General features: G+C 70.6%; 24 protein-coding genes and 1 riboswitch. Of the genes, 10 read left to right on the forward strand and 14 right to left on the reverse strand.

The window, feature by feature from the left end; translation table 11 throughout:
* Positions 1 to 39: 39 nt before the first annotated feature.
* The 4 genes from qcrB to ctaE form a co-directional block, all read right to left on the reverse strand.
* Positions 40 to 1,794, reverse strand: coding sequence for a cytochrome bc1 complex cytochrome b subunit (gene qcrB, locus L2K70_RS06515; RefSeq protein ID WP_236400540.1), 1,755 nt, complete (start codon positions 1,792 to 1,794; stop codon positions 40 to 42).
* Positions 1,791 to 2,798, reverse strand: coding sequence for a cytochrome bc1 complex Rieske iron-sulfur subunit (qcrA, locus tag L2K70_RS06520; RefSeq protein WP_236401544.1), 1,008 nt, complete (start codon positions 2,796 to 2,798; stop codon positions 1,791 to 1,793). The genes qcrB and qcrA overlap by 4 nt, the downstream gene beginning before the upstream one ends.
* A 137-nt stretch (positions 2,799 to 2,935) precedes the next feature.
* Positions 2,936 to 3,808 (reverse strand): cytochrome bc1 complex diheme cytochrome c subunit, encoded by an 873-nt coding sequence (qcrC, locus tag L2K70_RS06525; RefSeq protein ID WP_236400542.1) that lies wholly within the window; start codon positions 3,806 to 3,808, stop codon positions 2,936 to 2,938.
* A gap of 34 nt (positions 3,809 to 3,842) precedes the next feature.
* Positions 3,843 to 4,520: an aa3-type cytochrome oxidase subunit III gene (ctaE, locus tag L2K70_RS06530; protein WP_443689251.1), complete on the reverse strand. Its 678-nt coding sequence runs from the start codon at positions 4,518 to 4,520 to the stop codon at positions 3,843 to 3,845.
* 38 nt (positions 4,521 to 4,558) lie between these two features.
* Here ctaE and L2K70_RS06535 point away from each other — a divergent pair, with 38 nt between their 5' ends.
* The 4 genes from L2K70_RS06535 (at position 4,559) to L2K70_RS06550 (ending at position 7,401) form a co-directional block, all read left to right on the forward strand.
* Positions 4,559 to 5,506: a cytochrome c oxidase assembly protein gene (locus L2K70_RS06535; RefSeq protein WP_236400547.1), complete on the forward strand. Its 948-nt coding sequence runs from the start codon at positions 4,559 to 4,561 to the stop codon at positions 5,504 to 5,506.
* Positions 5,507 to 5,588: 82 nt separating this feature from the next.
* The gene (locus L2K70_RS06540) at positions 5,589 to 6,005 is read left to right on the forward strand and encodes an Rv3143 family two-component system response regulator (RefSeq protein WP_236400549.1); all 417 of its coding nucleotides are present in this window, start codon (positions 5,589 to 5,591) and stop codon (positions 6,003 to 6,005) included.
* A 110-nt stretch (positions 6,006 to 6,115) separates the two neighbouring features.
* The gene (gene trpD, locus L2K70_RS06545; RefSeq protein WP_236400551.1) at positions 6,116 to 7,144 is read left to right on the forward strand and encodes an anthranilate phosphoribosyltransferase; all 1,029 of its coding nucleotides are present in this window, start codon (positions 6,116 to 6,118) and stop codon (positions 7,142 to 7,144) included.
* 29 nt (positions 7,145 to 7,173) lie between these two features.
* Positions 7,174 to 7,401, forward strand: coding sequence for a hypothetical protein (locus L2K70_RS06550; RefSeq protein WP_236400553.1), 228 nt, complete (start codon positions 7,174 to 7,176; stop codon positions 7,399 to 7,401).
* A 4-nt stretch (positions 7,402 to 7,405) separates the two neighbouring features.
* On the opposite strand, the gene L2K70_RS06555 is transcribed toward L2K70_RS06550, so the two are convergent.
* The 3 genes from L2K70_RS06555 to L2K70_RS06565 form a co-directional block, all read right to left on the reverse strand.
* Entirely contained in the window at positions 7,406 to 8,158 is a 753-nt protein-coding gene (locus tag L2K70_RS06555; RefSeq protein WP_236400555.1) for a hypothetical protein, read from the reverse strand.
* Positions 8,159 to 8,228: 70 nt separating this feature from the next.
* Positions 8,229 to 8,852 carry a GNAT family N-acetyltransferase gene (locus L2K70_RS06560; protein ID WP_236400557.1) on the reverse strand — a complete coding sequence of 208 codons (624 nt, stop codon included), beginning with the start codon at positions 8,850 to 8,852 and terminating at the stop codon, positions 8,229 to 8,231.
* Positions 8,853 to 8,958: 106 nt separating this feature from the next.
* Positions 8,959 to 13,383 carry an Ig-like domain repeat protein gene (locus L2K70_RS06565; RefSeq protein ID WP_236400559.1) on the reverse strand — a complete coding sequence of 1,475 codons (4,425 nt, stop codon included), beginning with the start codon at positions 13,381 to 13,383 and terminating at the stop codon, positions 8,959 to 8,961.
* Positions 13,384 to 13,543: 160 nt separating this feature from the next.
* Here L2K70_RS06565 and L2K70_RS06570 point away from each other — a divergent pair, with 160 nt between their 5' ends.
* The gene (locus L2K70_RS06570; RefSeq protein ID WP_236400560.1) at positions 13,544 to 13,822 is read left to right on the forward strand and encodes an Lrp/AsnC family transcriptional regulator; all 279 of its coding nucleotides are present in this window, start codon (positions 13,544 to 13,546) and stop codon (positions 13,820 to 13,822) included.
* A 4-nt stretch (positions 13,823 to 13,826) separates the two neighbouring features.
* Here the strand turns inward: L2K70_RS06570 and L2K70_RS06575 are convergent, their stop codons facing one another.
* Positions 13,827 to 15,617, reverse strand: a complete 1,791-nt coding sequence (locus L2K70_RS06575; RefSeq protein ID WP_236400562.1) for a DEDD exonuclease domain-containing protein — start codon at positions 15,615 to 15,617, stop codon at positions 13,827 to 13,829.
* Between the two features lie 105 nt (positions 15,618 to 15,722).
* Between L2K70_RS06575 and L2K70_RS06580 the strand changes: the two genes are divergently transcribed.
* The 5 genes from L2K70_RS06580 to L2K70_RS06600 all read left to right on the forward strand — a co-directional run bounded on the left by L2K70_RS06580 (position 15,723) and on the right by L2K70_RS06600 (position 20,050).
* Positions 15,723 to 16,010 carry a hypothetical protein gene (locus L2K70_RS06580; protein ID WP_236400564.1) on the forward strand — a complete coding sequence of 96 codons (288 nt, stop codon included), beginning with the start codon at positions 15,723 to 15,725 and terminating at the stop codon, positions 16,008 to 16,010.
* A gap of 10 nt (positions 16,011 to 16,020) precedes the next feature.
* Complete coding sequence (locus tag L2K70_RS21580) at positions 16,021 to 17,256, forward strand: NYN domain-containing protein (protein WP_236400565.1); 1,236 nt, start codon at positions 16,021 to 16,023, stop codon at positions 17,254 to 17,256.
* Between the two features lie 61 nt (positions 17,257 to 17,317).
* On the forward strand, positions 17,318 to 17,524 hold the full coding sequence (locus L2K70_RS06590) for a hypothetical protein (RefSeq protein WP_236400567.1): 207 nt from the start codon (positions 17,318 to 17,320) through the stop codon (positions 17,522 to 17,524).
* 106 nt (positions 17,525 to 17,630) lie between these two features.
* A riboswitch (cyclic di-AMP (ydaO/yuaA leader) is annotated at positions 17,631 to 17,791 on the forward strand.
* A 95-nt stretch (positions 17,792 to 17,886) separates the two neighbouring features.
* Positions 17,887 to 18,807: a C40 family peptidase gene (locus tag L2K70_RS21585; RefSeq protein ID WP_236400569.1), complete on the forward strand. Its 921-nt coding sequence runs from the start codon at positions 17,887 to 17,889 to the stop codon at positions 18,805 to 18,807.
* A 58-nt stretch (positions 18,808 to 18,865) separates the two neighbouring features.
* Complete coding sequence (locus L2K70_RS06600; protein ID WP_236400571.1) at positions 18,866 to 20,050, forward strand: hypothetical protein; 1,185 nt, start codon at positions 18,866 to 18,868, stop codon at positions 20,048 to 20,050.
* A 188-nt stretch (positions 20,051 to 20,238) separates the two neighbouring features.
* Here L2K70_RS06600 and L2K70_RS06605 read toward each other — a convergent pair whose 3' ends face one another.
* From L2K70_RS06605 to L2K70_RS06630, 6 genes are all read right to left on the reverse strand, one after another.
* Positions 20,239 to 20,412, reverse strand: coding sequence for a Flp family type IVb pilin (locus L2K70_RS06605; RefSeq protein ID WP_236400574.1), 174 nt, complete (start codon positions 20,410 to 20,412; stop codon positions 20,239 to 20,241).
* A 78-nt stretch (positions 20,413 to 20,490) separates the two neighbouring features.
* Positions 20,491 to 20,658, reverse strand: a complete 168-nt coding sequence (locus tag L2K70_RS06610; protein ID WP_236400575.1) for a Flp family type IVb pilin — start codon at positions 20,656 to 20,658, stop codon at positions 20,491 to 20,493.
* A gap of 93 nt (positions 20,659 to 20,751) precedes the next feature.
* Positions 20,752 to 20,925 carry a Flp family type IVb pilin gene (locus L2K70_RS06615; protein ID WP_236400577.1) on the reverse strand — a complete coding sequence of 58 codons (174 nt, stop codon included), beginning with the start codon at positions 20,923 to 20,925 and terminating at the stop codon, positions 20,752 to 20,754.
* Positions 20,926 to 21,209: 284 nt separating this feature from the next.
* Positions 21,210 to 21,857, reverse strand: coding sequence for a response regulator transcription factor (locus tag L2K70_RS06620; RefSeq protein ID WP_236400579.1), 648 nt, complete (start codon positions 21,855 to 21,857; stop codon positions 21,210 to 21,212).
* Complete coding sequence (locus L2K70_RS06625; protein ID WP_236400581.1) at positions 21,832 to 23,403, reverse strand: sensor histidine kinase; 1,572 nt, start codon at positions 23,401 to 23,403, stop codon at positions 21,832 to 21,834. Before L2K70_RS06625 ends, L2K70_RS06620 begins: the two co-directional genes overlap by 26 nt.
* A 7-nt stretch (positions 23,404 to 23,410) precedes the next feature.
* Positions 23,411 to 24,346 (reverse strand): type II secretion system F family protein, encoded by a 936-nt coding sequence (locus L2K70_RS06630; protein WP_236400583.1) that lies wholly within the window; start codon positions 24,344 to 24,346, stop codon positions 23,411 to 23,413.
* Position 24,347: the final 1 nt, after the last annotated feature.

Raw genomic sequence — 24,347 nt, forward strand, 5'->3', positions numbered from 1 at the left:
CCGCCGGATCCGGCGGGCCCTTCCTCGTGCGTGCTCGACTCAGTGGTCGCGGAGCGGGACCTCGTCGGTGTCCCGGAGGCGGTGGTCGTCGAACTGGTGACCATCGGCCGGGTGGTCGAGACCCGACTGGAGCTCCGCCTCGTGCTCGGCGTGGTGGTGGCCCTCCTCGAGCTCGGCGCGGGTGGGCTTCTGCACGTTGTGCTGGTACATCCAGGACGAGAGCCTGGCACGCACCTTCTCCGAGCGGGAGTTCGGTGCCGCCACGCCCGAGGCGTCCGTGTCACCCTCGACCGCGTAGATCTCGTCGCGGTCGCGCGCGGTGAGCGTGTAGGCGCTCGTCGGGTTGATCGGCAGGTGCCGCTCGGCGTACTGGCCCGAGGCCGAGCGGGTGATGATGCCCGTCTCGTAGCCGTGGAGCAGCTTCTCGTTGTCGCTGCGCTGCAGCGAGATGCACCAGCGTCGCGTGATCCAGAACGCCAGCAGCGGACCGAGGAAGATGGCGCCGCGCATGAAGTAGGTGATCTGGTTGATGCTCGCGTGCAGCTTGATCGCGATGATGTCGTTGCCGCCGGCTGCCCAGGCGAGGCCGTAGAACGTCATCAGGGCCACCATGACCGCGGTACGCGTCGGGGCGTTGCGCGGGCGCTGCAGGAGGTGGTGGTCGCGCTTGTCACCGGTGATCCAGCCCTCCACGAAGGGGAGCAGCATCAAGATGACGAGCATGAGCGGCGGGACCAGGAGGATCGGGATCAGGACGTTCCACGAGATCGTGTAGCCGAAGATCACCGTCTCCATGTGGCTGGGCATGATGCGCAGCAGGCCGTCGGGCCAGCCCATGTACCAGTCGGGCTGCGAACCGGCCGTCACCTTGGTGGGGTCGTAGGGCCCGAACTTCCACACCGGGTTGATCGACATCAGGCCGCCCATCAGGGCGATGACGCCGAAGACCATGAAGAAGAAGCCACCGGCCTTGGCGGCGTAGACGGGCAGCATCGGGTAGCCGACGACGTTCTGCTCGGTGCGGCCGGGGCCGGGCCACTGCGTGTGCTTGTGGTAGACGAGCAGCAGCATGTGGGCCGCGATCAGCGCGAGCAGGATGCCCGGGATCAGCAGCACGTGGACGATGTAGAGGCGCGGGATGATCGACTCACCGGGGAACTCGCCGCCGAAGAGCAGGAACGACATGTAGGTCCCGGCGACGGGCGTGGCCTTCAGGAAGCCGTCCGCGGCCCGGATGCCGGTGCCGGAGAGCAGGTCGTCGGGCAGCGAGTAGCCGGTGAAGCCCTCGAGGGTGCCCAGCAGCAGCAGGATGCAGCCGATGACCCAGTTGAGCTCGCGCGGCTTGCGGTAGGCGCCGGTGAAGGCGACTCGGAGCAGGTGCACCATCATCGAGGCGATGAAGATCATGGCCGCCCAGTGGTGCATCTGCCGCATGAGCAGGCCGCCGCGCACGTCGAAGGAGATGTGCAGGGCCGAGGCCATCGCCGAGGACATGTCGATGCCCCGGAGCTGGTCGTAGGAACCCTCGTAGGTCACCTCGCCCATCGACGGGTCGAACCACAGGGTGAGGAACACGCCGGTCAGGAGCAGCACGACGAAGCTCCACAGCGCGATCTCGCCGAGCATGAACGACCAGTGGTCGGGGAAGACCTTGCGCAGGTTCTTCTTCATCGCCGTGGCCAGGCCGAGGCGGTCGTCGGCCCACGAGGCCAGCGAGCCGGCCGGGCTCGGCTTCGATGCGGTCGCGGCGTCCGTGCGGTTGCTCGTCGCGACCTTGCTGGTGTCGACGCTCACTGCTTCTCACGCTCCCAGTAGCTAGCCCCGATGGGCTCGGTGAAGTCGCTCTGCGCGACCAGGTAGCCCTCTCCGTCCACCTCGATGGGCAGCTGGGGGAGGGGGCGGGCAGCCGGACCGAAGACGACCTTGGCGGAGTCCGCGAGGTCGAAGGTCGACTGGTGGCACGGGCACAGCACGTGGTGCGTGGTGCGCTCGTAGAGGGAGATCGGGCACCCGACGTGGGTGCAGATCTTGGAGTAGCAGATGATCCCGTCGGCGGTCCACTTCTCCCGGCCCTTGCCGGCGGTGATGTCGTCGGGGTCCATCCGCACGATGATGATCGCGCCCTTGGCCTTCTGGACCTGCTTCTCGGCGCCGTGGAGCTCGGGGTAGCCGTTCTCCTCGGTCGGGAAGAGCGCCTCGGGGGCGGCGTTGATCAGGTCACCGACCTCGATCTCGCTGGCGAGGATCGGCGTGCCGACCACGTCGCGCACGAGCCGCATGCCCGGCTCCCAGATCGTGTGGGCGAGCTTGCCGATGTCGAGCTTGTCGCCCGGCGCGAGGTCGCGCAGCAGCACCACGGCCGGGAGGCCCAGGATGCCGACCGCGCCGATCATGGTGTTGCGCACGAGCGGGCGGCGGCCGATGCCCGCCTCGTCGAGGCCGTCGTTGAGCGCCTGGATCGTGGCGTCGCGGTCCTCCTGCGGGGAGGCGGCCGGGTGGCGCATCTCGATGATCTCGTGGTCGGCCATCAGCTTGCGGGCCAGGTGGATGATCCCGATGCCGATGAACAGCAGCGACAGGCCGAGGGTCACGCCGAGCGCGACCGTCGAGGCCCCCATGCCGGCGAACGTGTCCCAGCTGTCGCCGACCGAGAGCGAGAAGTAGGCGACCACGAAGAGGACCGCGCTGATCATCGCCGCGACGAAGAGGCCGGCGATCTGGCGCTCGGCGCGCTTCTCGGCCTTCGGGTCGACGTCCGTCGGGCGCCACGTGTGCGGCGGCAGGCCCGGGTCGGCGATCGGCTCGGACTCGCGGTGCGACGGGACATGCGAGTCGTACGTCGCCGGCGTGGTGGAGCTCGAGCCTGCGGTCGCGCCGCTGCCCGCCGCCGGAGTGCCGTCGGGCGCGTTGACGGGGTGCTCGTGGCTGTCGTTGCTCACGCGTTCACCTTGTCCTTCTTGCTGCGGGTGGTGTGCGAGGCGATCCAGACGGCTGCGCCGACCAGGCCGCCGATGCCGAGGATCCAGGCGAACAGGCCCTCGGAGACGGGGCCGAGGCCGCCGAGCGTGAAGCCGGCGTACTCCGGGGTGTCCTGGATGCTGCCGAGGTAGGCGATGACGTCGCGCTTCTCCTCGGGGGAGAGGTTGCCGTTGCTGAAGTTGGGCATGTTCTGCGGCCCGGTCAGCAGTGCCTCGTAGATGTACTTGCCCTGGACGCCGTGGAGGTTGGGGGCGTAGCCGCCGCGCGGCATCGCGCCGCCGGCGCCGTTGAAGTTGTGGCACGCGGTGCAGTTGGTCAGGAAGATCTGGCCGCCGCGGGTGATCGCCTCCTCGCGCTCCTCCTCCGACATGCCCTCGATCGAGTAGTCCGACTCGTCGGGGATCGCGGGGCCGGGGCCGAGCGAGGCGACGTAGGCCGCCAGCGCGGCGACCTCGTCGTCGTCGAAGGCGACCTTCTTGCGGGGCGCCTGCGCACCCGGCTGCGCCATCGGCATGCGGCCCGTGCCGACCTGGAAGTCGACTGCCGCGGCACCGACGCCGACGAGCGAGGGGCCGATCTGATAGCCGTCGCGAACCGTCGGGACACCCTCACCGTTCTTGCCGTGGCAGAACGCGCAGCTGGTGAGGAAGAGCTCCTTGCCCTGGGCGATCTGGTCCGTCTCGCTCGCCTGGCTCTGCGCCTGGGCGGGGGCGAAGGCGGTGTAGAGGGAGCCGCTGATCAGCAGTCCGAGCAGCAGCACCGCGAGACCGGCAAGCGGTCCCCGGCGGTGCCGGGAGAGGCGGCCAGCGGTTCGGTTGAGCACGCGCACGTTGAGGTCCTTGCCGGTGAGACGGTGGAGGCTGTTACTGGATGACGTAGATCGTGAAGAAGAGCCCGATCCAGACCACGTCGACGAAGTGCCAGTAGTAGGACACGACGATCGCGGTCACGGCCTGCTCGTGGGTGAAGCGTCGGGCGAGGTAGGTCCGGCCCAGCACGAAGAGGAAGGCGATCAGACCGCCCGTCACGTGCAGGCCGTGGAACCCGGTGGTCAGGTAGAACATCGAGCCGTAGGCCGAGCTCGGGATGGTGACGCCCTCGTGGATCAGCTCGGCGTACTCGAGCGCCTGTCCGCCGATGAAGATGGCACCCATGACGTAGGTGAGGATGAACCACTCACGCAGGCCCCACTTGGTGAAGTCGAACAGCTTGCCCGAGCGCCCGACCTGGCCGCGCTCGGCGGCGAACACGCCCCACTGGCACGCGAAAGACGAGGCGACGAGGATCGCGGTGTTGGCCGTGGAGAAGGGGACGTTGAGCTTCTCCGTCTCCTGCGCCCAGAGGTCCGGGCTGACCGCGCGGATGGTGAAGTAGGCCGCGAACAGAGCAGCGAAGAACATCAGCTCGCTGGAGAGCCAGATGATCGTGCCCACGCTGACCATGCTCGGCCGGTCGTGGTGCCCGTGCAGCCGGGATGCCGGAATCGTCGCTGTTGCTGTCGCCACTCGATCATTATGGCTGGTGGATCCGAAGGAGGGCACCCCGACCCCCTGTGCAATCGGGTCATAAAGTTCACAGTGTGGTGCCCGCCCTGCTGACCCCCCTCTCGGCCGACCTCGAGGTCCTCCCGAGATTCACCGTCGGACGGGTCTTCACGGACTGGGGGATCGACCCGATCCCGTTCGTGGTGACCGTCTGGGCGGTGGGTCTCTACGCCCTCGGGGTGGTCGTGCTGCACCGCCGGGGCGACCGCTGGCCGGTCGGCCGGACGCTCGCCTTCGTGGGGCTCGGGATGGGCTCGTTCTTCTTCGCGACGTCGTCCGGGCTCGGGCGCTACGACACCACGCTCCTGAGCGTGCACATGGTCCAGCACATGCTCTTGTCGATGGTCGTCCCGCTCGCGCTCGCGCTGGGTGCGCCGGTCACGCTCGCACTGCGGACGTTGCCCGCCGCCCCGCGGCGCTGGCTGCTCGCCGTGCTGCACTCACGGGTGGCGAAGGTGCTGGCGTTCCCACCCCTGGCGTTCGTCCTCTACGTCGCCTCGCCGTGGGCGCTCTACTTCTCGTCCTGGTACGACGCGAGCCTGGCGTCGGCGTTCGTCCACCAGATGATGCACGTCCACCTGGTGCTGGTCGGGACGCTGTTCTTCTGGCCGCTCATGGGCATCGACCCCGTCCCGGGCCGCGTCGGCCACACCTTCCGCGTGCTGCTGACCATCATGACGCTGCCCTTCCACGCCTTTCTCGGCGTCACGATCATGGGGCAGTCGACCCTCATCGGTGGCGAGCACTACCTCGCGCTGCGCGAGGGGCCGATGGGCGCCTGGCTCCCGCCCGCCCTCGAGGACCAGCACCTGGCCGGCGGCATCCTCTGGGCCACCGGCGACCTCATCGGCGTCCTCTTCTTCGGCGTCCTGTTCACCCAGTGGGTGCGCTCGTCGATGAAGGAGGCCGCCCGCGAGGACCGGCGCCTCGACCTCGCCGAGCGCCGCTCGTCCTCCTCGCAGCCCTCGTCGCTGGTCGAGTAGCCCCCGCCCCGCTCGGTGGTTGAGGTGCGAGCGCAGCGAGCCTCGAAACCTCCGGTCGTCGCCGAGCGTTACCATCCTCTCCGTGACTGAAGCCTCCGCCTCCCGCCCGGTCAAGGTCCTCGTCTACAGCGACGACGTGAACACGCGCCAGCAGGTCATCCTCGCCCTCGGCCGCCGTCCCCACCCGGACCTGCCCGAGCTCGAGTACGTCGAGGTCGCCACCGAGCCCGTCGTCCTCCAGAACATGGACTCCGGCACCATCTCCCTCGCGATCCTCGACGGCGAGGCCGTCCCCGCCGGCGGGATGGGCATCGCCAAGCAGCTCAAGGACGAGATCTACGAGTGCCCGCCCGTCATCGTGCTCACCGGTCGGCCCCAGGACGCGTGGTTGGCCACGTGGTCGCGCGCCGAGGCCGCGGTGCCGCACCCGATCGACCCGATCCAGCTGGCCGAGGCCGTCATCGGCCTCCTCCGCCCGTCGGTGCCCGCCACCTCCTGACCCGCCCCACGCTGGTGCCGCTGGCCGAGCAGCCCGCGGGGAACGAGCGGGCGTATCGAGACCCGGGCCACGCCCGGCCGCCGTCCATCGGGTCTGGAACACTCGGCCTCATGTCCCACACCTGGCCCGACGTCCTCTCCACGCTGGTCGCTGGTCGCGACCTGACGACGGAGCAGGCGCGATGGGCCATGGACGAGGTCTTCGCCGGAGCGGCGACACCGGTCCAGATCGCAGCCCTCGTCGTCGCCCTGCGCGCCAAGGGTGAGACGGTCGAGGAGGTCGCGGGCATCGCCGACGCGATGCTCGCCGCCGCCAACCCGATCTCCGTCCCCGGCCGGCTGCTCGACGTCGTCGGCACCGGTGGCGACCGGTCCATGTCGGTGAACATCTCGACGATGTCGGCCATCGTCGCTGCCGGGGCAGGCGCCAAGGTCGTCAAGCACGGCAACCGGTCCGCGTCGTCGCAGTCGGGTTCGGCCGACGTCCTCGAGGCGCTCGGCGTCCGGCTCGACCTGGCTCCGGACCGCGTCGCCGAGGTCGCCGAGGAGGCGGGCATCACCTTCTGCTTCTCCGCGGCCTTCCACCCCGCGATGCGTCACGCTGCCGTCCCTCGGCGCGAGCTCGGCATCGCGACGACGTTCAACATCCTCGGCCCGCTGACCAACCCGGCCCGCCCCCAGGCACAGGCGATCGGCTGTGCCGATGCGCGGATGGCGCCGGTCATGGCCGGAGTCCTCGCAGGCCGCGGCGTCGACGCGTGGGTGTTCCGCGGCGACGACGGGCTCGACGAGCTGACCACCACCACGACGTCGACCGTGTGGCGCGTGCACGGGGGAGAGGTCACCGAGCTCACGCTCGACCCCGCATCCGTCGGCATCGCCCGCGCGACGACCGAGGACCTCCGCGGCGGCGACGCGGCCCACAACGCGGACGTCGTACGACGCCTCCTCGCCGGCGAGCGCGGACCGGTCCGCGACGCGGTGGTGCTCAACGCGGGTGCGGCGCTCGCCGTCCACGACTCACCCGAGGACGACGTGCCGTCCGCCCTTGCCGCGGGCGTGGCGAGGGCGGGGGAGGCCATCGACTCCGGCGCCGCCCGGGCGACCCTCGACCGGTGGGTGGCGGCGACGTCCGCCTGACTGGCTCGAGGTTCTGCCACACTGCCGCCATGGCGTACGGCGGACAACCCACCTCCGTGCTGTCGGTCGTCGCCCTCGTCTGCGCGGCTGCGGTGTTCCTGGGCTACGGGCCGGTGCTCGCCATCATCGGCATGCTGTGCGCGGCCATGGGGATGGCGCGCGGTGAGGGCCTCGCCGGCCCGGCGGTGACGGTGGCGCTGGTGGTGCTCGTGCTGGCGTTCGTGATGCCGACCAGCATCGCCCTCAACCGGCTGTGACGCGTCAGGCGGGAGCCTGGCCCTTCGGGAGATCGAGGATCTCCTTCTTCGACGGGGTCTCGACCACGACCTTCGTGCCGAACTCCTCGAAGTACAGCGCGTCCGGCAGTCCCGCGTCCTGGGCAGGCGCCATCTTCAGCACGTGGTGGGGAGCGTCCAGGGACACCCAGATCGTGGTGCGCTTCCTGCCCCGGCCGCCCGTGATCGGGATCGCCTCCGCGTCGCCGACCTCGACGACGTCGTCGCTGCTCACGGACTCACCCGTGTCCTCGGGCTCGAGCTCGAAGTCGGCGAGGACGTCGTCGAGGGAGCACAGGTCGGCGAAGTCCTCGTTCTCGCCGTCGGCGACGAACCACTTGCCGCGGAACATCCTCCACGCCTGATCGCCCTGCTGGCCGTCGACATGGGCCCTCACGAACTTCTCGTCGGCGCGGAGCCAGGTCCCGTCCGCGTTCTGGCGAAGCTCGAAGCCGCCACCGCTCCCCGCGTCGAAGCTTCCGCGGCAGCCGCTCCTCCCCACGCTGATGTCGACCCGCATCCGACCGAACCTCTTCGTGTCGATGTCGCCCAGGATCCGCATCGACGACACGTCCTGCATGTCGTCGAACGACGACCGCGCGATGCTGCGCGGGCTCTGGTCGAGGAAGGGATCCCGGCCTGGCAGCAAGTCGCCGACGGCCCCGCACGCGGAGAGCGTGGCGAGCGCGAGCGTCGAGGCGCCGGCCGCGGCGGCGCGTCGGGTCGAGGTGGGGTACATGGTGCTCCTGAGGTCCGTGTCGACCCCATTCGACCAGTCGGAGGCACCGAGCGTGGGTGGAACGGCGGATCTACAGGTGCAGCACCCAGGCCGCGCCGTCACGCGTGAAGCCGAGCCGGTCGTAGTAGGCGCCGACCATCCCGGGCGGCGTGACGACGTGGCGGATCCCGCGCTCGGCGAGGAGACCGCTGCTGCGCCACACGAACTCGCCGGGGGAGAAGTCGCGGTAGCGCGGCGTGACGTAGTCGAGGAGGACGTGCGCGGTGTCGCCGTCCTCCCGCAGCAGCACGACGCCGACGGTCTCGTCGCCCTTCTGCACCAGGAACGCGTCCTGGGTCGAGGACGGGTCGTGGACGAAGCCCGGGTTGAACTTGAGGATGTCCGCGCCGTGCACCCGCAGCACGTGCCGGAGGTACTCGTCGCTGGGCGACACCTCCAACACCTCGTAGGCGGTGTCGTCGTGCCGTTGGCGCAGCAGCTGCGCGATGAAACACGCGTTGATGAGGACGAGGACGGTGTTCATGCCCACCATCGGCCACACCTCGAGCATCGCGTTGAACACGATGAGGATCACGCACGCGATGGCGTTCAACACACGCAGCCGCAGCACGCTCGCCTGCAGCAGGGAGTAGACGAGCAGGGCGCTCCCGCCCCACCCCAGGACGTCCAGCCAGTGGTCGGCGAGCCAGTTCACGAACCCGGACCCTACTGCCGGCGACTCCCGCGCCGGGAAACGGCGGAAGCCCGTGGAGGGTGCGGTCGAGGGGCACCCTCCACGGGTTCCGTCACTCAGGCGGTGGTCACTTCCTGACGGTGATCTTGATGGCCTTGCTCTTCGACGGGTTGGTGGCAGCACTGCCCTTGTAGAACACGGTGATCTTGTGCTTGCCGGCCTTGAAGCCCTTGAGCTTGATCGTCAGCTTGCCCAGCTTGGAAGCCGCCAGGGACTTCGTCACCAAGGTCTTCCTGCCGTCCTTGACGACCACGCTGCCGGTCGGACCCGTGAGCCCCGTCGCCATCACGGTGACCATCAGCTTGGACTTCATCCCCGGCTTGAGCACGGTCGGCAGCAGGATCGCGGACGTCGTCGAGTCCAGCTTTGCGATCGTCACCGGCGCGGTGGTCGCGGCTCCGTCGGTCCAGCCCGCCTTCGTCACCGACACGGTGACGGTCAGCGCCTGCGACGCATCGGCCTCGGTCGCCCGGTAGATCGACGTCGTCGCACCCGTGATCGGCGCACCCGCGCGGAACCACTGGTACTTGAAGCCGGTGGGCGCGCTGTTCCAGGTGCCGGCGGTGGCGGTCAGGTACCCGCCGACCTTGGCGGTGCCGTTGATCACCGGGGCTGCGGTGGCGGTCAGCGTTCCGGCCGTACCTCCCGGGCCGCCCGGAGGCGTCCCCGGGATCGCGACGGGCGGCGAGACGGCGACACCGTTGGTGTAGCCGGACCGGACAGCCGTCACCTCGACCGTGAGCTGGGCGCCGGCGTCGGCAGCCGTCACCAGGTAGGTGCCGAAGAACGCGTTGGTGATCGGCGAGCCGTTGCGCAGCCACTTGTACGAGTACGAGGTCGCCGTGGGGGCCCAGGTGCCGGGGACGGCCGTGAGGTTGCTGCCCACTGCCGGGTTCCCCGAGATCGACGGGGCGGAGGTCGCGAGCAGGGCGTCGCCCGCGGTGGCCATCACGCCGTCGCTCGTGCTGGAGCCCGAGGCGTAGTTCGGCTTGGAGCCCGTCGCCTTGACGGTGAGCGTCCGGCCGATGTCGACGGCCTGGATGACGTACGTCGAGCCGGTGCCGCTGCTGGGGGCGGTCCCGAAGATCGGCTGTCCGTCCCGCAGCCACTGGTAGGTCACGGTGACGTCGGTGAAGGCGCCCTGCCAGGTCGGAGCGGTTGCGAACAGTGTCTTGCCCACACCGGTGCCCTCCGGCGACTGGATGGTCGGCCTGAGGTCGGCGACGAGAGCGGCGTCCACCGAGAACGTCGAGCTGCTCGACCCCAAGGTGTTGCCGCTGGCGTCCTTGGCCGCGAGGGTCCACGTGTACGACCCGGTGGCGAGCTTGGACGTCACGGCCCAGGCCGTCGACACCGTGTTCGCGATGACGGCGGACCCACCACCGCTCGGCGTGATGGTGACGGTGTAGCGCGATGCACCCGGCAGCGGCTCCCACTCGAGCACGGGACCGTTCGGCGACTGCACCGCCCCGGTTCCGGGCGCGACGATGTTGGGCGTCCCGGCCGTGACGAAGAAGCGGCCACCCGTCGACCAGTCACCGGGGTTGCCGGAGGAGTCGATGCGACGGACCCGCCACCGGTAGGCGCTGGCCGACGGCGCCAGGGCCTTGTTCCACGTGTAGGCAGTCGTGAGCAGGTTGGTGGCGTTGGCGACCCTGTTCGCCACCGAGTACGTGGGGTCGTCGTTCTTGTAGACCTCGACGTCGTAGCCCTTGGCGTAGGCCTGCGCCTGCCAGCGGAAGGCGGTCGTTCCCGGTGCGTTGACGTCGTTGATCGGCGAGATCAGGTTCAGCGTGGGGGTCTCGCGCTGGAACGTCGCCTCCTGCGTCGACCAGGTGAGGCCGTTCCCGTCGGAGTCGATGGCCTGCACGCGCCACCAGTACTTGCGGTTCGCGTAGATCTTCGACGGGCTCGTGTACGTCGTCTGGTCCACGTCGGCGGTGTCGATGACAGCTGACGGGGAGAACGTCGAGTCCGTGGCGATCTCCACGCGGTACTTCATCGCCGACTGCGGGAGCGGCTCGCCCGTCTGGCCCCACTTGTCAGCGGGGTCGGACGAGGCAGGGTCGTGCCAGTAGTTGTCCCACGACATCGACACCTCGGTCTTGTCGGTGAGGGTGCTCTGCAGCCCCGTGACCGGTGGCGACTTCTTGAAGAACGAGTGCTGCGCGGATCCCGCGACGCCGACCGGGCCCGGACCGCACTGGCCGACGGCCCGACAGGGTCGGACGAACCAGAAGTACGGCCGCTCGGTCTGGTTGTCCGCGTAGGTCCAGTCACGGTTGTCCAGGGCCGGCGTGTAGATCGTGTTCGTGGTGGCAGGAAGTGCGGTGGTGGGCTCCAGCAGGTTCGAGAAGCTGGGGTCCTCGCTGACGTAGACCATGTAGAAGGCCGTGCCCGGCTCGCGTGTCCACCTCAGGACCGGCGTCGCCGGCACGGTGCAGACGCCCGTCAGCGGCGTGCAGGCGCCCGAGCCGGAGTCGAGGGCGGCCTTGCCGCCCAGGGCGACCCGGTGCCCGGTCGCAGCGGTGAAGGGCTTGATGGTGAAGGTGCTGGTCGGCCCGGCGGACCCGATCTGCGCCCCGTTCTGGGCGTGCGCCGTGACCCACCACGTGTAGGTGCCGGGGCGCTTGAGCTCGCTGGAGGTGTCGGTGAACGAGGACCACGGCATCGCGGTGGTCTCGAAGATCCCCTTCGTGACGAGGACGTTGCCGCCCGGGTAGGTGGCGTGCACCCGGTAGGTGGCAGCGGCCGGGTCGGGCTCCCACGTCAGCGCGGGCGGACCGTCGAACTGCGCGCTCGGGGACGGCGTCAGCGGTGTCAGGACCGGGACCCCCGACGGTGCGGGCTGGTTGCCGGTGAGGATGAAGGTCCGCTGGGGAGCCAGGGAGGTCGTGCCCTCGGCGGTCTCGGCGTACACCGACCAGGTGTAGGGGTTGTTGGCGGTCGGGAATCGCTGGAACCCCTTCGGGGTGTAGGACGTGGCATACGTGGTGGCCGAGTCGACCAGGTTGCCGAGGCCGTTCGTGACGCGCACGGTGTAGGTGAGCGCACCCGGTGCAGGGTCCCAGCTGAGGGCAGGGACGTCGACGGTCGCACCGTTGGCGGGCGACAGGTTGTTCATCGACAGGCCGGTGTAGTCGAAGCTGTAGGTGGGGGACCAGAGGCCCTGGACGCCCGGGAGGTCGCCGCCGCCCGGCTTCTCGTAGGGCCGGTCCAGCGGCCGGACGCGCCAGTAGTTGGTCACGCCGGGCTTGGGGTCGCAGTCCTCGTTGATCCGGTTGGGCAGGACGTTGACCAGGTCGGTGTCGTTGATGGCGAACAGTCCCGGCGTGTAGGTCGTCTGGGCCACGCGGCACGAGTTGTAGGTCTTGGGGGAGAAGTTCTCGTCCGTGCCCACCCAGATCTCGTACTCGGACGCGTTGGTGACCGGCTTCCAGTCGAAGTAGAGCGGGTCCGGCACATCGGGGGCGCCGTTCGCGGGGTAGATCAGCTCGGGCGACTTCTCGTACTGGCGGTTGAAGTCCACCTGCGAGCGCGCCCATCCCGAGGAGTTCCCCGCGGTGTCGACCGCGCGCACCCGCCAGTAGTAGCCGTTGTTGTCGTAGGTGATGGGCGGCGAGAACCGGGTGCCCAGGACACGCTTCTGCGCTCCGGTCCGGTCCTCCACGATCGATCCCGCCGTGAAGTCGATGTTCGTGGCGACCTGCAGCTCGTAGCCGACCGCACCGGGGACCTTGTCCCAGTCGAGGACGACGTCGATCACGTCAGCCGAGATGTTGGGCTGGGGACCCAGCGGGCCGGTGATCGTGGGCGTCTCCAGCGGGTCGATCCAGAAGCTCGAGCTGTTGCTGGGCTGGGACACGACGCCGGGGCCCTTGGTCGCGATGACGCGCCAGAACCAGTCACCCAGCGACAGGGGCTGGCTCACGACCAGCGAGGTCGTCTCCGTGGTGAACGGTGCGAGCCGGTTGACGAAGTCGGGGTCGCTCGCGACCTCGACGGTGTACGACGTCGCTCCCGGCGACGGCGTCCACGACAGCAGCGGAGGGTCGTTCGGCTGCTGGAGGTGTGCTCCGTCGACCGGGCTCGACGGGATCGGCACCGTGACCTGCGGCGGGTCGAACGGCAGGCCGGTGACCCAGTCAGACTTCTCGGCGCCGGTCGCGGCGCGCACGCGCCAGTAGTTCGTGGTCGTCTGCAGCGCGACCTCCGGGACGTACACGGAGTTCACGGTGGTGACGTTCACCTCGGGCGAGCTGAAGTCGAGGTTGTTGTCGACCTGGACGTCGTAGCGGTCTGCCCCGGCCGACTGGTTCCAGTTGAACTTCGTCGTCAGCGACGACGGCTGGGCGACGTTGAGGCCCGTGGGTCCCGCCGGCGGGACTGCGGAGGCCGGGGACACGGGACCCAGGGTGGCGACGGCGACGCCGATGGCCAGCGCCGCGGTGGCGCGGGCACCGGCCCTCGGCAGACCTGCTTGGTTCAACATCCCGAAAACTCCCCGTCGTTGGGCGACTCAGACCGCTCCACGCTAGGTCTCGGCGTAGCGCGCCGCTGGAGAATGACCCGGGGTAGTCACAAGTGACTAGGAGGGTCCGTCCGATCGGTCAGCGGACACCGGGAGCCGACCGTGGCGCTACCGTGACCCCATGATCACCGCCATCGTCTTCGTGAAGGCCGACGTCGCGAGCATCCCGGAGGTCGCCGAGGCCATCGCCTCCCTCGACGGGGTGAGCGAGGTCTACTCGGTGACCGGCCAGATCGACCTGATCGCACTCGTGCGAGTCCGCCAGCACGAGGACGTCGCCACGGTCGTGGCCGACCGGCTCAACAAGGTCCCCGGGGTCACCGAGACCGAGACCCACATCGCCTTCCGGACCTACTCGCAGCACGACCTGGAGTCCGCGTTCAGCATCGGGCTCGACTGACTGTTCAGCGCGCCGGCCGGTGCACCGGTGAGGGCAGGCGCTTCTCGTCGAACGGGACCAGCGAGAGCCGTGACTGGTGGGCCGCGTCGTAGACCGCGAGATGGCGTGCCGCGCCACCCAGCGGACAGGTCCACTCTCCCTCGACGTCGACCAGCCGCACCCCGGGTGACTCGAGCCACCGGAGGATCTTCTCCGACTCCTCGGCAGTCGCCGCCGGCACGGGGCCGGGCGCGCCTCCGACGGTCTCCGCGCTGGCTCGGAGCTCGCGGACGTACTGGTGGGCGTCGCTGCCCGGCGGGATCACCCCGGCCGCAGCGAGCCGGCCGTGTCGTACGACGTGCACCGCCCACCGGCCGTCGTCCTCCCGACGCGCGGCGATGATCTCGCCGCAGCGGGCAAGTGCCGACAACCGCTGGGTGCGTGCCGCGGCCCGGACGAACGTGGCCAGCCGGTCGCGATGGACGCCGGCCTCCTCGAACCGCTCGCGATCGGCGAGGGTGGTCATCCGCTGGTTGATCGCCTCGACGACCTCGTGCGGGCTGCGGATCAGCGTGTCCCGCAGTTGGCGCACCACGGCGCCGTAGGTCGCGGCGTCGACCGAGCCGTCGCACGGGGACAGGCAACGACCCATCTCCGCCAGGACGCAGGACGACCCCGACGGGACCACCGGGAGCCGCCCGCTGCACTGGCGGACGGGGAACGTCTCGTGGAGCGCGGCCAGGCACTTCTCGGCCGCCTTGCGCGAGGAGAAGGGGCCCAGGTAGTCGGCGTCGTCGTCGAGCACCGTGCGGACGAGGGAGAGGCGCGGCCAGGCCTCGCGGGTGAGCTTGAGGAAGTGGACCTTCTCGGGGAACCGGGACCGACGGTTGTAGCGCGGCTTGTGCTCGGCGATCAGGCGCAGCTCGCGCACCTCCGCCTCGAGCGGGGTGGCGCACTCGATGCCCGTGACCGACGATGCGACGCCGACCATCTCGCCCATCCGGCTGCGGGTCTCGGACGCGGTGAAGTAGGTGCGCACGCGGGTGCGGAGGTCGCGCGACGTGCCGACGTAGAGCACCCGGGAGCGGTCGTCCCGGAAGAGGTACACGCCCGGGGCGTGGGGGAGACCCTCGGCGAGGTGGCGCTTGCGCCGCTGCGCGGTGCTCACCCGTGAGGAGAAGGTCTGGAGCTCCTCGAGCGTGTGCACGCCGAGGCCGCCGAGCCGTTCCATGAGGCCGTGGAGGACGTCGACGGTCGCCTGCGCGTCGGCGAGCGCCCGGTGGTTGGGGGTGGTCGAGGCGTTGAACACCTTGGCGAGCGACGACAGCTTGCAGTTGGGGGCGTCGTCGCGGGTGATCACCCGGCGTGCCAGCTTGGCGGTGTCGAGGACCTCGAACCTCGGCCACGGCCGTCCCTGCTCACGGGCGAAGTGCTGGAGGAAGCCGACGTCGAACGGAGCGTTGTGGGCCACGAGGACGCAGCCCGCGGCGAACTCCAGGAAGGCCGGCAGCGCCGACTCGATCGGTGGGGCGTCGTGGACCATCGAGTTGGTGATGCCCGTCAGGACGGCGATGAAGGCGGGAATCTCGGTGTGCGGGTTGACCAGGGTCTGGAACTCGCCGAGCACCTCGCCGCCGCGGACCTTCACCGCACCGATCTCGGTGATCATCGACCCGCCCTGGGCCGAGCCGCCCGTGGTCTCGAGGTCGACCACGCAGAAGGTGAGGTCGCGCAAGGGGCGTCCGAGCTCGTCGAAGCTCCGCTGCGCCTCCCAGCGCGAGGTCTCCCGCGCCGGTCGGTGGGCAGTCGTGCTCATGTCGGACGACGCTAGACGTGGGATCCGACAATGGGCCGCAGGGCGCGCGCACTACGCTGGCCCGCGCCCGACAGTCACGCACGACCCGATCACCAGGAGCCCTCCGTGACAGACCCGACCTCCGACCTGCGCGTCCCCGGTGAGGGCGAGCGGTGGCGCTGCGCCGGCTGCGGCAACCTGACGCGCTTCGACGTCACCCGCACCCGGCGTACGACGGACTACTGGCACGTGGACCTGGCGGGCGAGCCGCGGGTCGAGGAGCAGACCGTCCTCGCCGAGTCGCTGGAGTCCGTGTCCTGCCGGTGGTGCGGACGTTCCGACGCGATCGAGGTCGTCGACCGCGCGGACGCCGACGCGGGTTCCGATCCAGCGGCCGACCAGGCCACCGGGTGACGAGAGGCACGTGAGCGACCCGTCCGCCCCTCCCGAGCGCATCCGCCTGCGGGTGGTCGCGCTCGTGTCGGCGGTGCTGCCCTCGGTCGTGCCGGTCCCGCCACCGCTGCGCAAGGTGGCGGGGTTCGCGCCGGCCCGCCGCGCTCGGCTCGGCGGCAGCCTGATCTGGGACGCGCTCGCCGACGACGAGTTCCGGCGCCACGCCGGCGTCCAGGTCGCGGCGATCCCCGGAACGGACGACCCGCTCGAGGAGGCGGCTCGCGCGTGGCTGTCACGCGACGACGGCTGGCAGGCGCGCGTCGACGCGGTCGCCGCGACGCTGACGACCGACGACACGCGTGAGGAGGAAGGGCGCGCCGAGCTCGGCCGCCTCTCGGCGCAGGTGGCCGCCCTGCAGGCGGAGCTGGCGAGGGTCCGGTCGGACCATCGTCGCGAGCTCGACGGCGTGGCTGCCGACCACAAGGTGCTGCGTCAGCGGCTCGGCGAGGCGCGCAGCGCACTGCGTACCGCCGAAACGGAACGCGACGCAGCGCTCGCTGCCCGTGACGAAGCGCTCGCAGCGGCGGAGTCGGCCACGCGGACGGCCGAGGCGGACGTGCGCCGTCTGCGCGTGCAGCTCGACGAGGCCGAGTCCGCGCTGGCCGCCCAGCGGCGCGACGCCCGGTCCGACCGCGACGCGGCCACGGTCCGGGCACGGCTCCTGCTCGACGCCGTCGTCGATGCGGCCACGGGCCTGCGTCGCGAGCTCGGACTGCCGGCGGTGGAGGGCGTCCCCGGCGACTCGGTCGAGGCAGGCCTGGCCGGTGCGGCTCCGCCGTCCACGAGCGCACCCGCCACGCCGGCAGTGCTCGACCAGCTGCTCGCCCTCCCGCGCGCCCGTCTGATCGTCGACGGCTACAACGTCACGAAGGCCACCTGGCCGACGGCCAGCCTCGAGGCGCAGCGCAGCCGGCTCGTCGCCGCGCTCGGACCCCTCGTTGCCAGGTCCGGCGCCGAGACCACCGTGGTGTTCGACGCTGCCGAGTCGACCGCCCGTACCGTGATGCCCGCACCGCGCGGTGTGCGGGTCGTCTTCAGCCCCGCCGGGGTGATCGCGGACGACGTGATCCGCCAGCTCGTCGCCGCCGAGCCACGCGGCCGTGTCGTCGTCGTGGTGAGCGGCGACCAGGCCGTGGCGCGCGACGTGGTCCGAGCCGGTGCGCGGGCCGTGCCGGCGGCTGCACTCGTCGGGCTCGTCACGGGCTGACCCGCGCCGCCCGACACGCCGGTCGGGGGACGCTGTCGGTGGGCCCTGTCACCGTCAGGGCATGACGACACGGATCGACTGCGACACCTGCGTGGTGCGCGGGCTGCACTGCCACGACTGCGTGGTGACGGTGCTGCTCGGCCCGCCTCCCGAGCTCACCATCGACGACGACGAGATGGTCGCCCTCGACGTGCTGGCGAGCGGTGGACTGGTCCCACCCCTGCGGCTCGTGGAGCCGATCCCGGGACCGGTCATCGAGTCCGCGTGAGACACGCCCCGAGAAGTTCGCCCGAAGATTGGCGGGGCTTCCGGATGCGGTCTACTCTGTGGGCTGGCTTCCGTGGAAGTGGGTCACCCGGCCCGCGCGGAGGTCGCGCCGAGTCGTCGTCCGCACCCCCGCACCACCGTGGGCGACGAGCCGGGGAACCAACCTTCCCCCTGGGGTGAATCCCCTGTGAGACGTACCGCGCGAGCGGTGCGAGGAGCAGGGGTAGGCAACGTCGTGCCGAACCCGTCAGCTCACCTGGTAGGCGTACGACACCCCGAGGAGTTCCCCCGCTCGTGGCTCACCCCCGCAAGCGTGTCGGCGCGACCGCTCTTGGTCTTGCAGCAATCGCCGCCATCGCATTCGTGCCTGCTACCCCCGCCCAGGCCGACCCCTCCATCAAGGACGTCAAGGCTCGCGTCGACCGGCTCTACCACGAGGCCGAGGCCGCCCAGGAGCGTCTCCACGACGCCCAGATCGACCTCGCCGACCTCCGCCGCGATCTCGCCGGCCTGAAGGCCGACCAGGCCCGTCAGGACGAGCGCCTCGACGAGGTCCGCGACCAGGTGTCGGACGCCGTCGTGCGCCAGCTCGAGGGTGAGGGCATCTCCACCGTCGGCCAGGTCGTCGTGTCCGACGACCCCGGCGCCTTCCTCGACACGCTCTCGACGATGTCGTCGTTCAACGACCTGCAGGCGTCCCTGCTCTCCGACTATGACACGCAGCTCCAGGCGCTCGAGATCCGGCGCGAGGCGACCGACTCCCGCACCAAGGAGATCGCCGAGCTCACCGAGCAGCTCAGCACCGAGAAGGAGACGGTCGACGACAAGCTGGCCGAGGCCAAGAGCCTGCTCTCCGACCTCGAGGCCGAGGAGCGCGAGCGCCTGCTCGCCTCGCGCAGCGGCGTCACGCGCATGCCGTCCTCCGTCCCCGCGTCCGGCCGCGCGGCGGCCGCCGTCGCCTATGCGATGGCCCAGGTCGGTGACGCCTACGTCTACGGCGCCATGGGCGAGAACGCGTTCGACTGCAGCGGCCTCACGATGCGCGCGTGGGCCCAGGCCGGCGTATCCCTGCCGCACTCCTCGAGCGCCCAGTACGGGTCCGGCCCGCACGTCGCCGCGAGCGACCTGCAGCCCGGCGACCTGGTGTTCTACTACAGCCCGATCAGCCACGTCGGCATGTACATCGGCAACGGCATGATCGTCCACGCCGCCAATCCCGGCACGGGCGTGACGGTCTCGGGCCTCTACTCGATGCCCTACGTCGGCGCGGTCCGCCCTGGCTGACCAGCAGGTCGCGAAGGCCGGTCGTCCACGTCTGTGGGCGGCCGGCCTTTGTCTGTTCGTGGCGGTCGTCGTGGCAGCGGTGCTGGTCGTCCAGCGCGGGGACCGCCACGACGTCGACCCACGCCCCGTCGACGTCCCCAGGGCCAGTCCTGCCGACGCGGCATCCACGTTGGACGCGTTGGTGGCCGGGATCGACGCCCGGGACGCCACTGCGCTGGCGGACCTGGCCACACCGGGGGATGCCGCTGCCGCGGACGTGCTGAGGGGCATCGCGGCCACGGCTGGATCCGTCCAGCTGGAGGACGTGTCGGTCCGGTACGTCGACCAGGCGGGTGCGGTCGCCGAGGACGGGACGTGGTCGGCGGTCGCCGAGGTCGCGTGGAGCGTGGCCGGCGACGCGGTGCCCTCGCGGGCCGACGTGGTGGTCCGGTTCGCGCCCCGGGGCGACGGCCGCCTTGCCATCGCCGGCTTCGGCGGGGGCGACACCGCGCGGCTGCCCCTCTGGCTGCGGGGCGAGCTCTCCGTCGCTCGCGCCCCCGGGGTGCTGGTCATGGCGGACGGACCCCAAGCCGAGGCCGACGCCGTCGCGGTCCGCGTGACACGGGGGAGGAGCGTCGTGAGGCAGGTCCTGCCGGGCTGGCGGTCGCCGGTCGTCGTCGAGGTGCCCGCGAGTGCGGCTGACCTCGACGAGACACTCGGGGCGACGCCGGGCACCTATGCAGGGATCGCGGCCGTCACGGCCACGGCGGGCACGTCGGACACCGTCGACGCGCCGGTGCACGTCTTCGTGAACCCGCAGGTCAGCGGCGGGCTGCGTCCCGCCGGCGCCCAGGTGGTGATGAGCCACGAGCTGGTGCACGTGGCGACCGATGCCGTCCACCGGCCGGTCGAGCCGTGGCTCTCGGAGGGGTTCGCGGACTACGTCGCGCTCCGGGACACGCGGCTGCCGGACCGCACGACGTCGGGGCGGGCGATCGCGGCTGTCCGTGCCGCCGGCCTGCCACAGGAGCTGCCCGGCGCGGCGGACTTCGACACGCGTGCCCAGCAGCTCCAGGCGCGGTACGAGGAAGCGTGGCTGGCCTGCCGGGTGATAGCCGAGCGGGTGGGGGAGCAAGGACTGCTGTCGGTGTACGACGATGCGCGCTCGGGGCGCCCGCTGGATGAGGCGCTGGCCCAAGCGGGTCTCTCGCAGCAGGACCTGGTGCGGTTGTGGCGCGCGCGGCTCCAGCGGCTGGCGCGATGAGCGGCGACGTGAGGCCCTCGGGAGATGACTGAAGGCGACCGGTCCCGGTCGCCTTCAGTCATCTCGGGTGGTGCGGTGTGCCGGTCGACGGACCCCACGTCGCCGACCGGCCCTGCTCGCCCCTGCGGTCCGGGACGGGGCGTCCGTCGCGACGGACGGGGCAGGGCCGACGTTCGACGGGCTCGGTGTCAGAGGGCGCCGGTGATGGTCGTGAAGAGACCGTTGAGGCCCGTGCCGAGGGCGGTGACGGTGCCGATGATCGCGACGGCGATGAGTGCGACCATCAGGCCGTACTCGACAGCGGTGGCGCCCCGCTCCTCGTCGCGGCCGATGAGCATGAGGGTGATGAACTTGTCGAGCATGGTTCTCTCCTTGTCTGGACGGATGTTGCGTGTGCGAGCCGTCTCGGTCGGCTCGACGTCGTGGGTGGTGGTGCGGGCCTACAGGTTGGGCGGGATGCTGGCGAAGAGCCCGTTGACACCGATGCCGAACACGGTGACCCCTGCGATGATCGCCACGGCGATGCCCGCCACCATGAGGCCGTACTCAACGGACGTGGCGCCGCGCTCGTCGCGCAGACGGCGCAGCAGGTGCCTCACGTGTCGCATGGGAGCTCCTCTTGTGGTGCTGGTGGGAGAAAGGGAAGGGGCCGGCGTCGAGAGCTGCCTCTCGAGGCGCCGGCCCCTGGTGAAGTCCCTGGATCAGAGCGAGCCGGTGATGGTCGTGAAGAGACCGTTGAGGCCCGTGCCGAGCGCGGTGACGGTGCCGATGATGGCGACGGCGATGAGTGCGACCATCAGGCCGTACTCGACAGCGGTGGCGCCCTGCTCCTCGTCGCGGCCGATCAGCATGAGGGTGATGAACTTCTCGAGCATGGTGTTTCCCCTTTGGAATGTGGTTGATGAGTCTCGCTTCCGAGCCCACGAGGACCCGTCGAGGAGAACTCTGCCAAGATCAGGAGGTCGTCGAATCGGGTGATCGGCCCCGGATCGATAGTCCCTTGTGACTATCTCTTTCCCACCCGCGCGGGGCTCGCTCGCGCCGCTCGGCCCATGCGCGCGGCACCGCGAGGACGACCCGGGTACGCCCATGCCCAGCCGGGTCGGTCGGCCCGGCTGGGCATCGGGAGCGTCCGGCGTGGGCCGGGGTGGTCGATGGGTCAGAAGCGCTGGGGTGCGGCGTGGTCGAGCATGCCCAGGCGCATCGCGGTCACGAGTGCCTGGGCGCGGTTCGCGGCCCCGAGCTTCTGGTAGATGTGGGTGATGTGGGTCTTGGCGGTCGACTCGCTCATGTAGAGCGACGACGCGATCTCGCCGGTGCCCAGACCGTCCGCGAGCAGGGTGAGCACCTCAGCCTCACGGCCGGAGAGCTTGGGGGGAGCCGGAGACGTCGCGCGCCGCATCACCGCCTGGCTGAGACCGGCGCACAGGAAGGTCCGAGGTGCCACGGCCGCGTGCTTGGCCGCGCTGACGACCTCCGAGGCACGCGTGTCCTTGCCGACGAACGCCGAGGCGCCCGCCTCCATCGCGGCGAAGATGTGGTCGTCCCCGGCATGCATGGTCAGCACCACGACGCCGGTGCTGTCGTCGGTGGCCCGGATGGCACGCACGACGTCGAGGCCGTGTCCGTCGGGCAGCTGGAGATCGGTGACGACGACGTCGGGCTGCAGGGTCTCCCACGCGGCGACGCCCTCCGCGAGGGTGCCGGCCTGACCGACCACGGTCATCTCGTCGTCTCGCTCGAAGGCACGGGCGAGCCCCTGCCGGATGAGCTCGTGGTCGTCAACCAGTAGCACGGTGGTGCCCATGGGCAGTCTCTCCTTCGTGGGGTGCGGTCACGGGTGACCGCAGGCTGACGACGGTTCCGCCGTCGGGTCGGGTGGTGATGTCGAGGTCGGCGCCGACGGTCCTGGCTCGCTCGCGCATGGTCTGGAGCCCCCAGTGGTGCTCGCGGGGCTCGGCGTTGCCGATCCCGTCGTCGCTGACCTCCAGGCTGAGCCGTGCGCCGTCGGAGTCGAGCACCACCCACATGTTGGTGGCCCTCGAGTGCTTGCGGACGTTGCCGATGGCTTCCTGGGCGACGCGGAGCACCTCGGTGGCCGTACGTGAGGGGAGCGGTGGCCCGGACTCCGCCAGGGAGAGGTGCACCCGCAGCCCGGTCGCATGGCCCACCTCGCGTGCGTAGTCGGCCAGCGAGCTCGACAGGCGCCCGTCCGAGACCTCGTGGCGCAGGTCGAAGATCGAGAATCGGATCTCGGACACGAGCCGGGTGATCTCCGCCCGGAGCGCCGACGCCAGCTCGCGGGTCTGCTGCTGGTCGCTGATCGACTCGATCTCGTCGACGATGTAGCCGAGACCGACGATCTCCTGGGCCACACCGTCGTGCATCTCCCGGGCGATGCGGTTGCGCTCCTCGGAGGTGGCGAGCGAGCGCACTTCGTCGAACAGGACCGCGGTGTCGAGTCGTACGGCGAACTCGTCGGCGACGTGCTGCGCTCGTTCGTCGAGCTCCGGGGTCCATCGTGGGACCCCGACGACGACGCAGTAGCCGAGGACCTGCTGCACCCCGCGCAGCGGTACGACGGCGGCACCGGGTGTGCGCTCGGGATCGGGGAGCTCGATCTCCTGGCGCATCCGGTCGACGTCGTCGCCGCCGTTGAGCGGGCGCAGGGTGTGGTCGGGCTCGACGACGAAGATGGTCGACCGAGCGCCGCCGGTGGCGGCACGCATCGCGGCGTCGAGCTCCATCGCGAGCGAGGCGCTGTTGAGACCGAGGCTGCCCGAGCTGGCCAGGTGGTGGATGCGCGCCATGAGGTGGTGGGCAGCGGCGTACGGCGCCTGCCGCGCGGCCAGGTCACGGGTCGAGCGTGACTGCCAGCCGGCGAGCAGCCCGACCCCGAGCCCGATCACCAGCCAGGGCAGGGCGCCCCCCAGCTGGACGAGGGCGTCGTCCTGCGGACTGGCCGCGACGGCCGCCGTCAGTCCGGAGACGAGCGTGACGTTGAGAGCCGTCACGAGGCCGTGGCGCACGCCGGCAGCGATCGGCGCGACCGCGAGGTAGGCGCCCAGCTCAGGGGTGGTGCTGGTGGAGATGAGCAACATGGTGACGGCAACTGCCTCGCCGACCGCGTGCCAGTGCGTCGGCCGGTTGCGCGTCATCCACTCGAACAGCGAGCTGACCGCGGCGACGAGGCAGAGGACGACCAGCATGGGTGCCGACGTCACGAGGTCACCCCGGCTGAGGACGGTGCCGGTGGCGAGCGCGAGCGCGAACACCCGTACGGCGGTCGTCGTCCGCCACGACTGGAGCGCCGGACGTGAGACGCCGGCGTCCTGGGTGGAGGGCGGTGTCATGGGGTCATCACATGTTGGCGAAGGTGTCCGCGATCTGGATGCCGGCGGGGCCCAGGATCACGATGAACAGGCACGGGAGGATGAAGAGCACGAGGGGGATCATCATCCGGATCGGCACCTGCTGCGCCTTCTCCTCCGCGCGCTGGCGTCGCTTCGTGCGCATCTCCTTGGACTGGATGCGCAGCACGCGCGCGATGGGGATGCCGAGGCTGTCGGCCTGGACCATCGCGAGGCAGAAGGACTTGAGGTCCGCGAGCGACGTGCGCTCCGCCATGGCTCGCATCGCCTCGGTGCGACCGCGACCGAGCTGCATCTCCTGGAGGAGTCGGGCGAACTCCTGGTTGAGCGGCCCGTCGCCGTTCTTCGCCACCCGGCTGACCGCAGCGTCGAAGCCCAGCCCGGCCTCGACCGAGATCGTGAGGAGGTCCATGGCGTCGGGCAGTGCGTTGCGCATCAGCAGCTCGCGCTTCTGGCCGGCGTTGTAGAGCAGGATGTTGGGCAGGACGTAGCCGAACAGGCCCGCCGCGACGGTCGCGAGCACCAGCTTGTAGAGCGGCCAGTGCTGCCCGAGGAGGTAGAGGAAGCCCAGGACGGTGAAGATGCCGCCGCCGAGGACCTTGAGGCCCAGGATGCGGTTGACGTCCCACGCGGGCGGGTTGCCTGCGATGTTGAGGCGGTACTGGATCTTGCGCGCCGTGTCGGCTCGCACGAGCTTGCGACCCAGGCCCACCATGCGCTCGCCGAGTGGCGCGATGACGCGCTCGGCGAAGGGTCGCTCGACCTCCTGCTTGAGCACGCTCGGCGCGGAGTCGAGCGCCTGGATCGCCGCGACGGAGCGGGCGACGCCACGTCGCTCGGACGTGATGACGCCGATCACCGTCAGCGCCATCACCATCGACACGCACAGGAGTCCTGCGCCCAGGAGCATCATCGTCTCGCTCATC

This window comes from Nocardioides potassii, from assembly GCF_021648885.1.
Classification (GTDB): domain Bacteria; phylum Actinomycetota; class Actinomycetes; order Propionibacteriales; family Nocardioidaceae; genus Nocardioides; species Nocardioides potassii.

Bases quoted from the DNA above. Each gene is read 5' to 3' on its own strand.
- L2K70_RS06620 (WP_236400579.1), bottom strand. From the start codon at position 21,857: ATGGGCACCACCGTGCTACTGGTTGACGACCACGAGCTCATCCGGCAG.
- L2K70_RS06590 (WP_236400567.1), top strand. From the start codon at position 17,318: ATGACGACACGGATCGACTGCGACACCTGCGTGGTGCGCGGGCTGCAC.
- L2K70_RS06555 (WP_236400555.1), bottom strand. From the start codon at position 8,158: ATGTACCCCACCTCGACCCGACGCGCCGCCGCGGCCGGCGCCTCGACG.
- L2K70_RS06550 (WP_236400553.1), top strand. From the start codon at position 7,174: ATGGCGTACGGCGGACAACCCACCTCCGTGCTGTCGGTCGTCGCCCTC.
- L2K70_RS06615 (WP_236400577.1), bottom strand. From the start codon at position 20,925: ATGCTCGAGAAGTTCATCACCCTCATGCTGATCGGCCGCGACGAGGAG.
- L2K70_RS06630 (WP_236400583.1), bottom strand. From the start codon at position 24,346: ATGAGCGAGACGATGATGCTCCTGGGCGCAGGACTCCTGTGCGTGTCG.
- L2K70_RS06575 (WP_236400562.1), bottom strand. From the start codon at position 15,617: ATGAGCACGACTGCCCACCGACCGGCGCGGGAGACCTCGCGCTGGGAG.
- L2K70_RS06610 (WP_236400575.1), bottom strand. From the start codon at position 20,658: ATGCGACACGTGAGGCACCTGCTGCGCCGTCTGCGCGACGAGCGCGGC.
- L2K70_RS06565 (WP_236400559.1), bottom strand. From the start codon at position 13,383: ATGTTGAACCAAGCAGGTCTGCCGAGGGCCGGTGCCCGCGCCACCGCG.
- trpD (WP_236400551.1), top strand. From the start codon at position 6,116: ATGTCCCACACCTGGCCCGACGTCCTCTCCACGCTGGTCGCTGGTCGC.
- L2K70_RS06570 (WP_236400560.1), top strand. From the start codon at position 13,544: ATGATCACCGCCATCGTCTTCGTGAAGGCCGACGTCGCGAGCATCCCG.
- L2K70_RS06605 (WP_236400574.1), bottom strand. From the start codon at position 20,412: ATGCTCGACAAGTTCATCACCCTCATGCTCATCGGCCGCGACGAGGAG.
- L2K70_RS06625 (WP_236400581.1), bottom strand. From the start codon at position 23,403: ATGACACCGCCCTCCACCCAGGACGCCGGCGTCTCACGTCCGGCGCTC.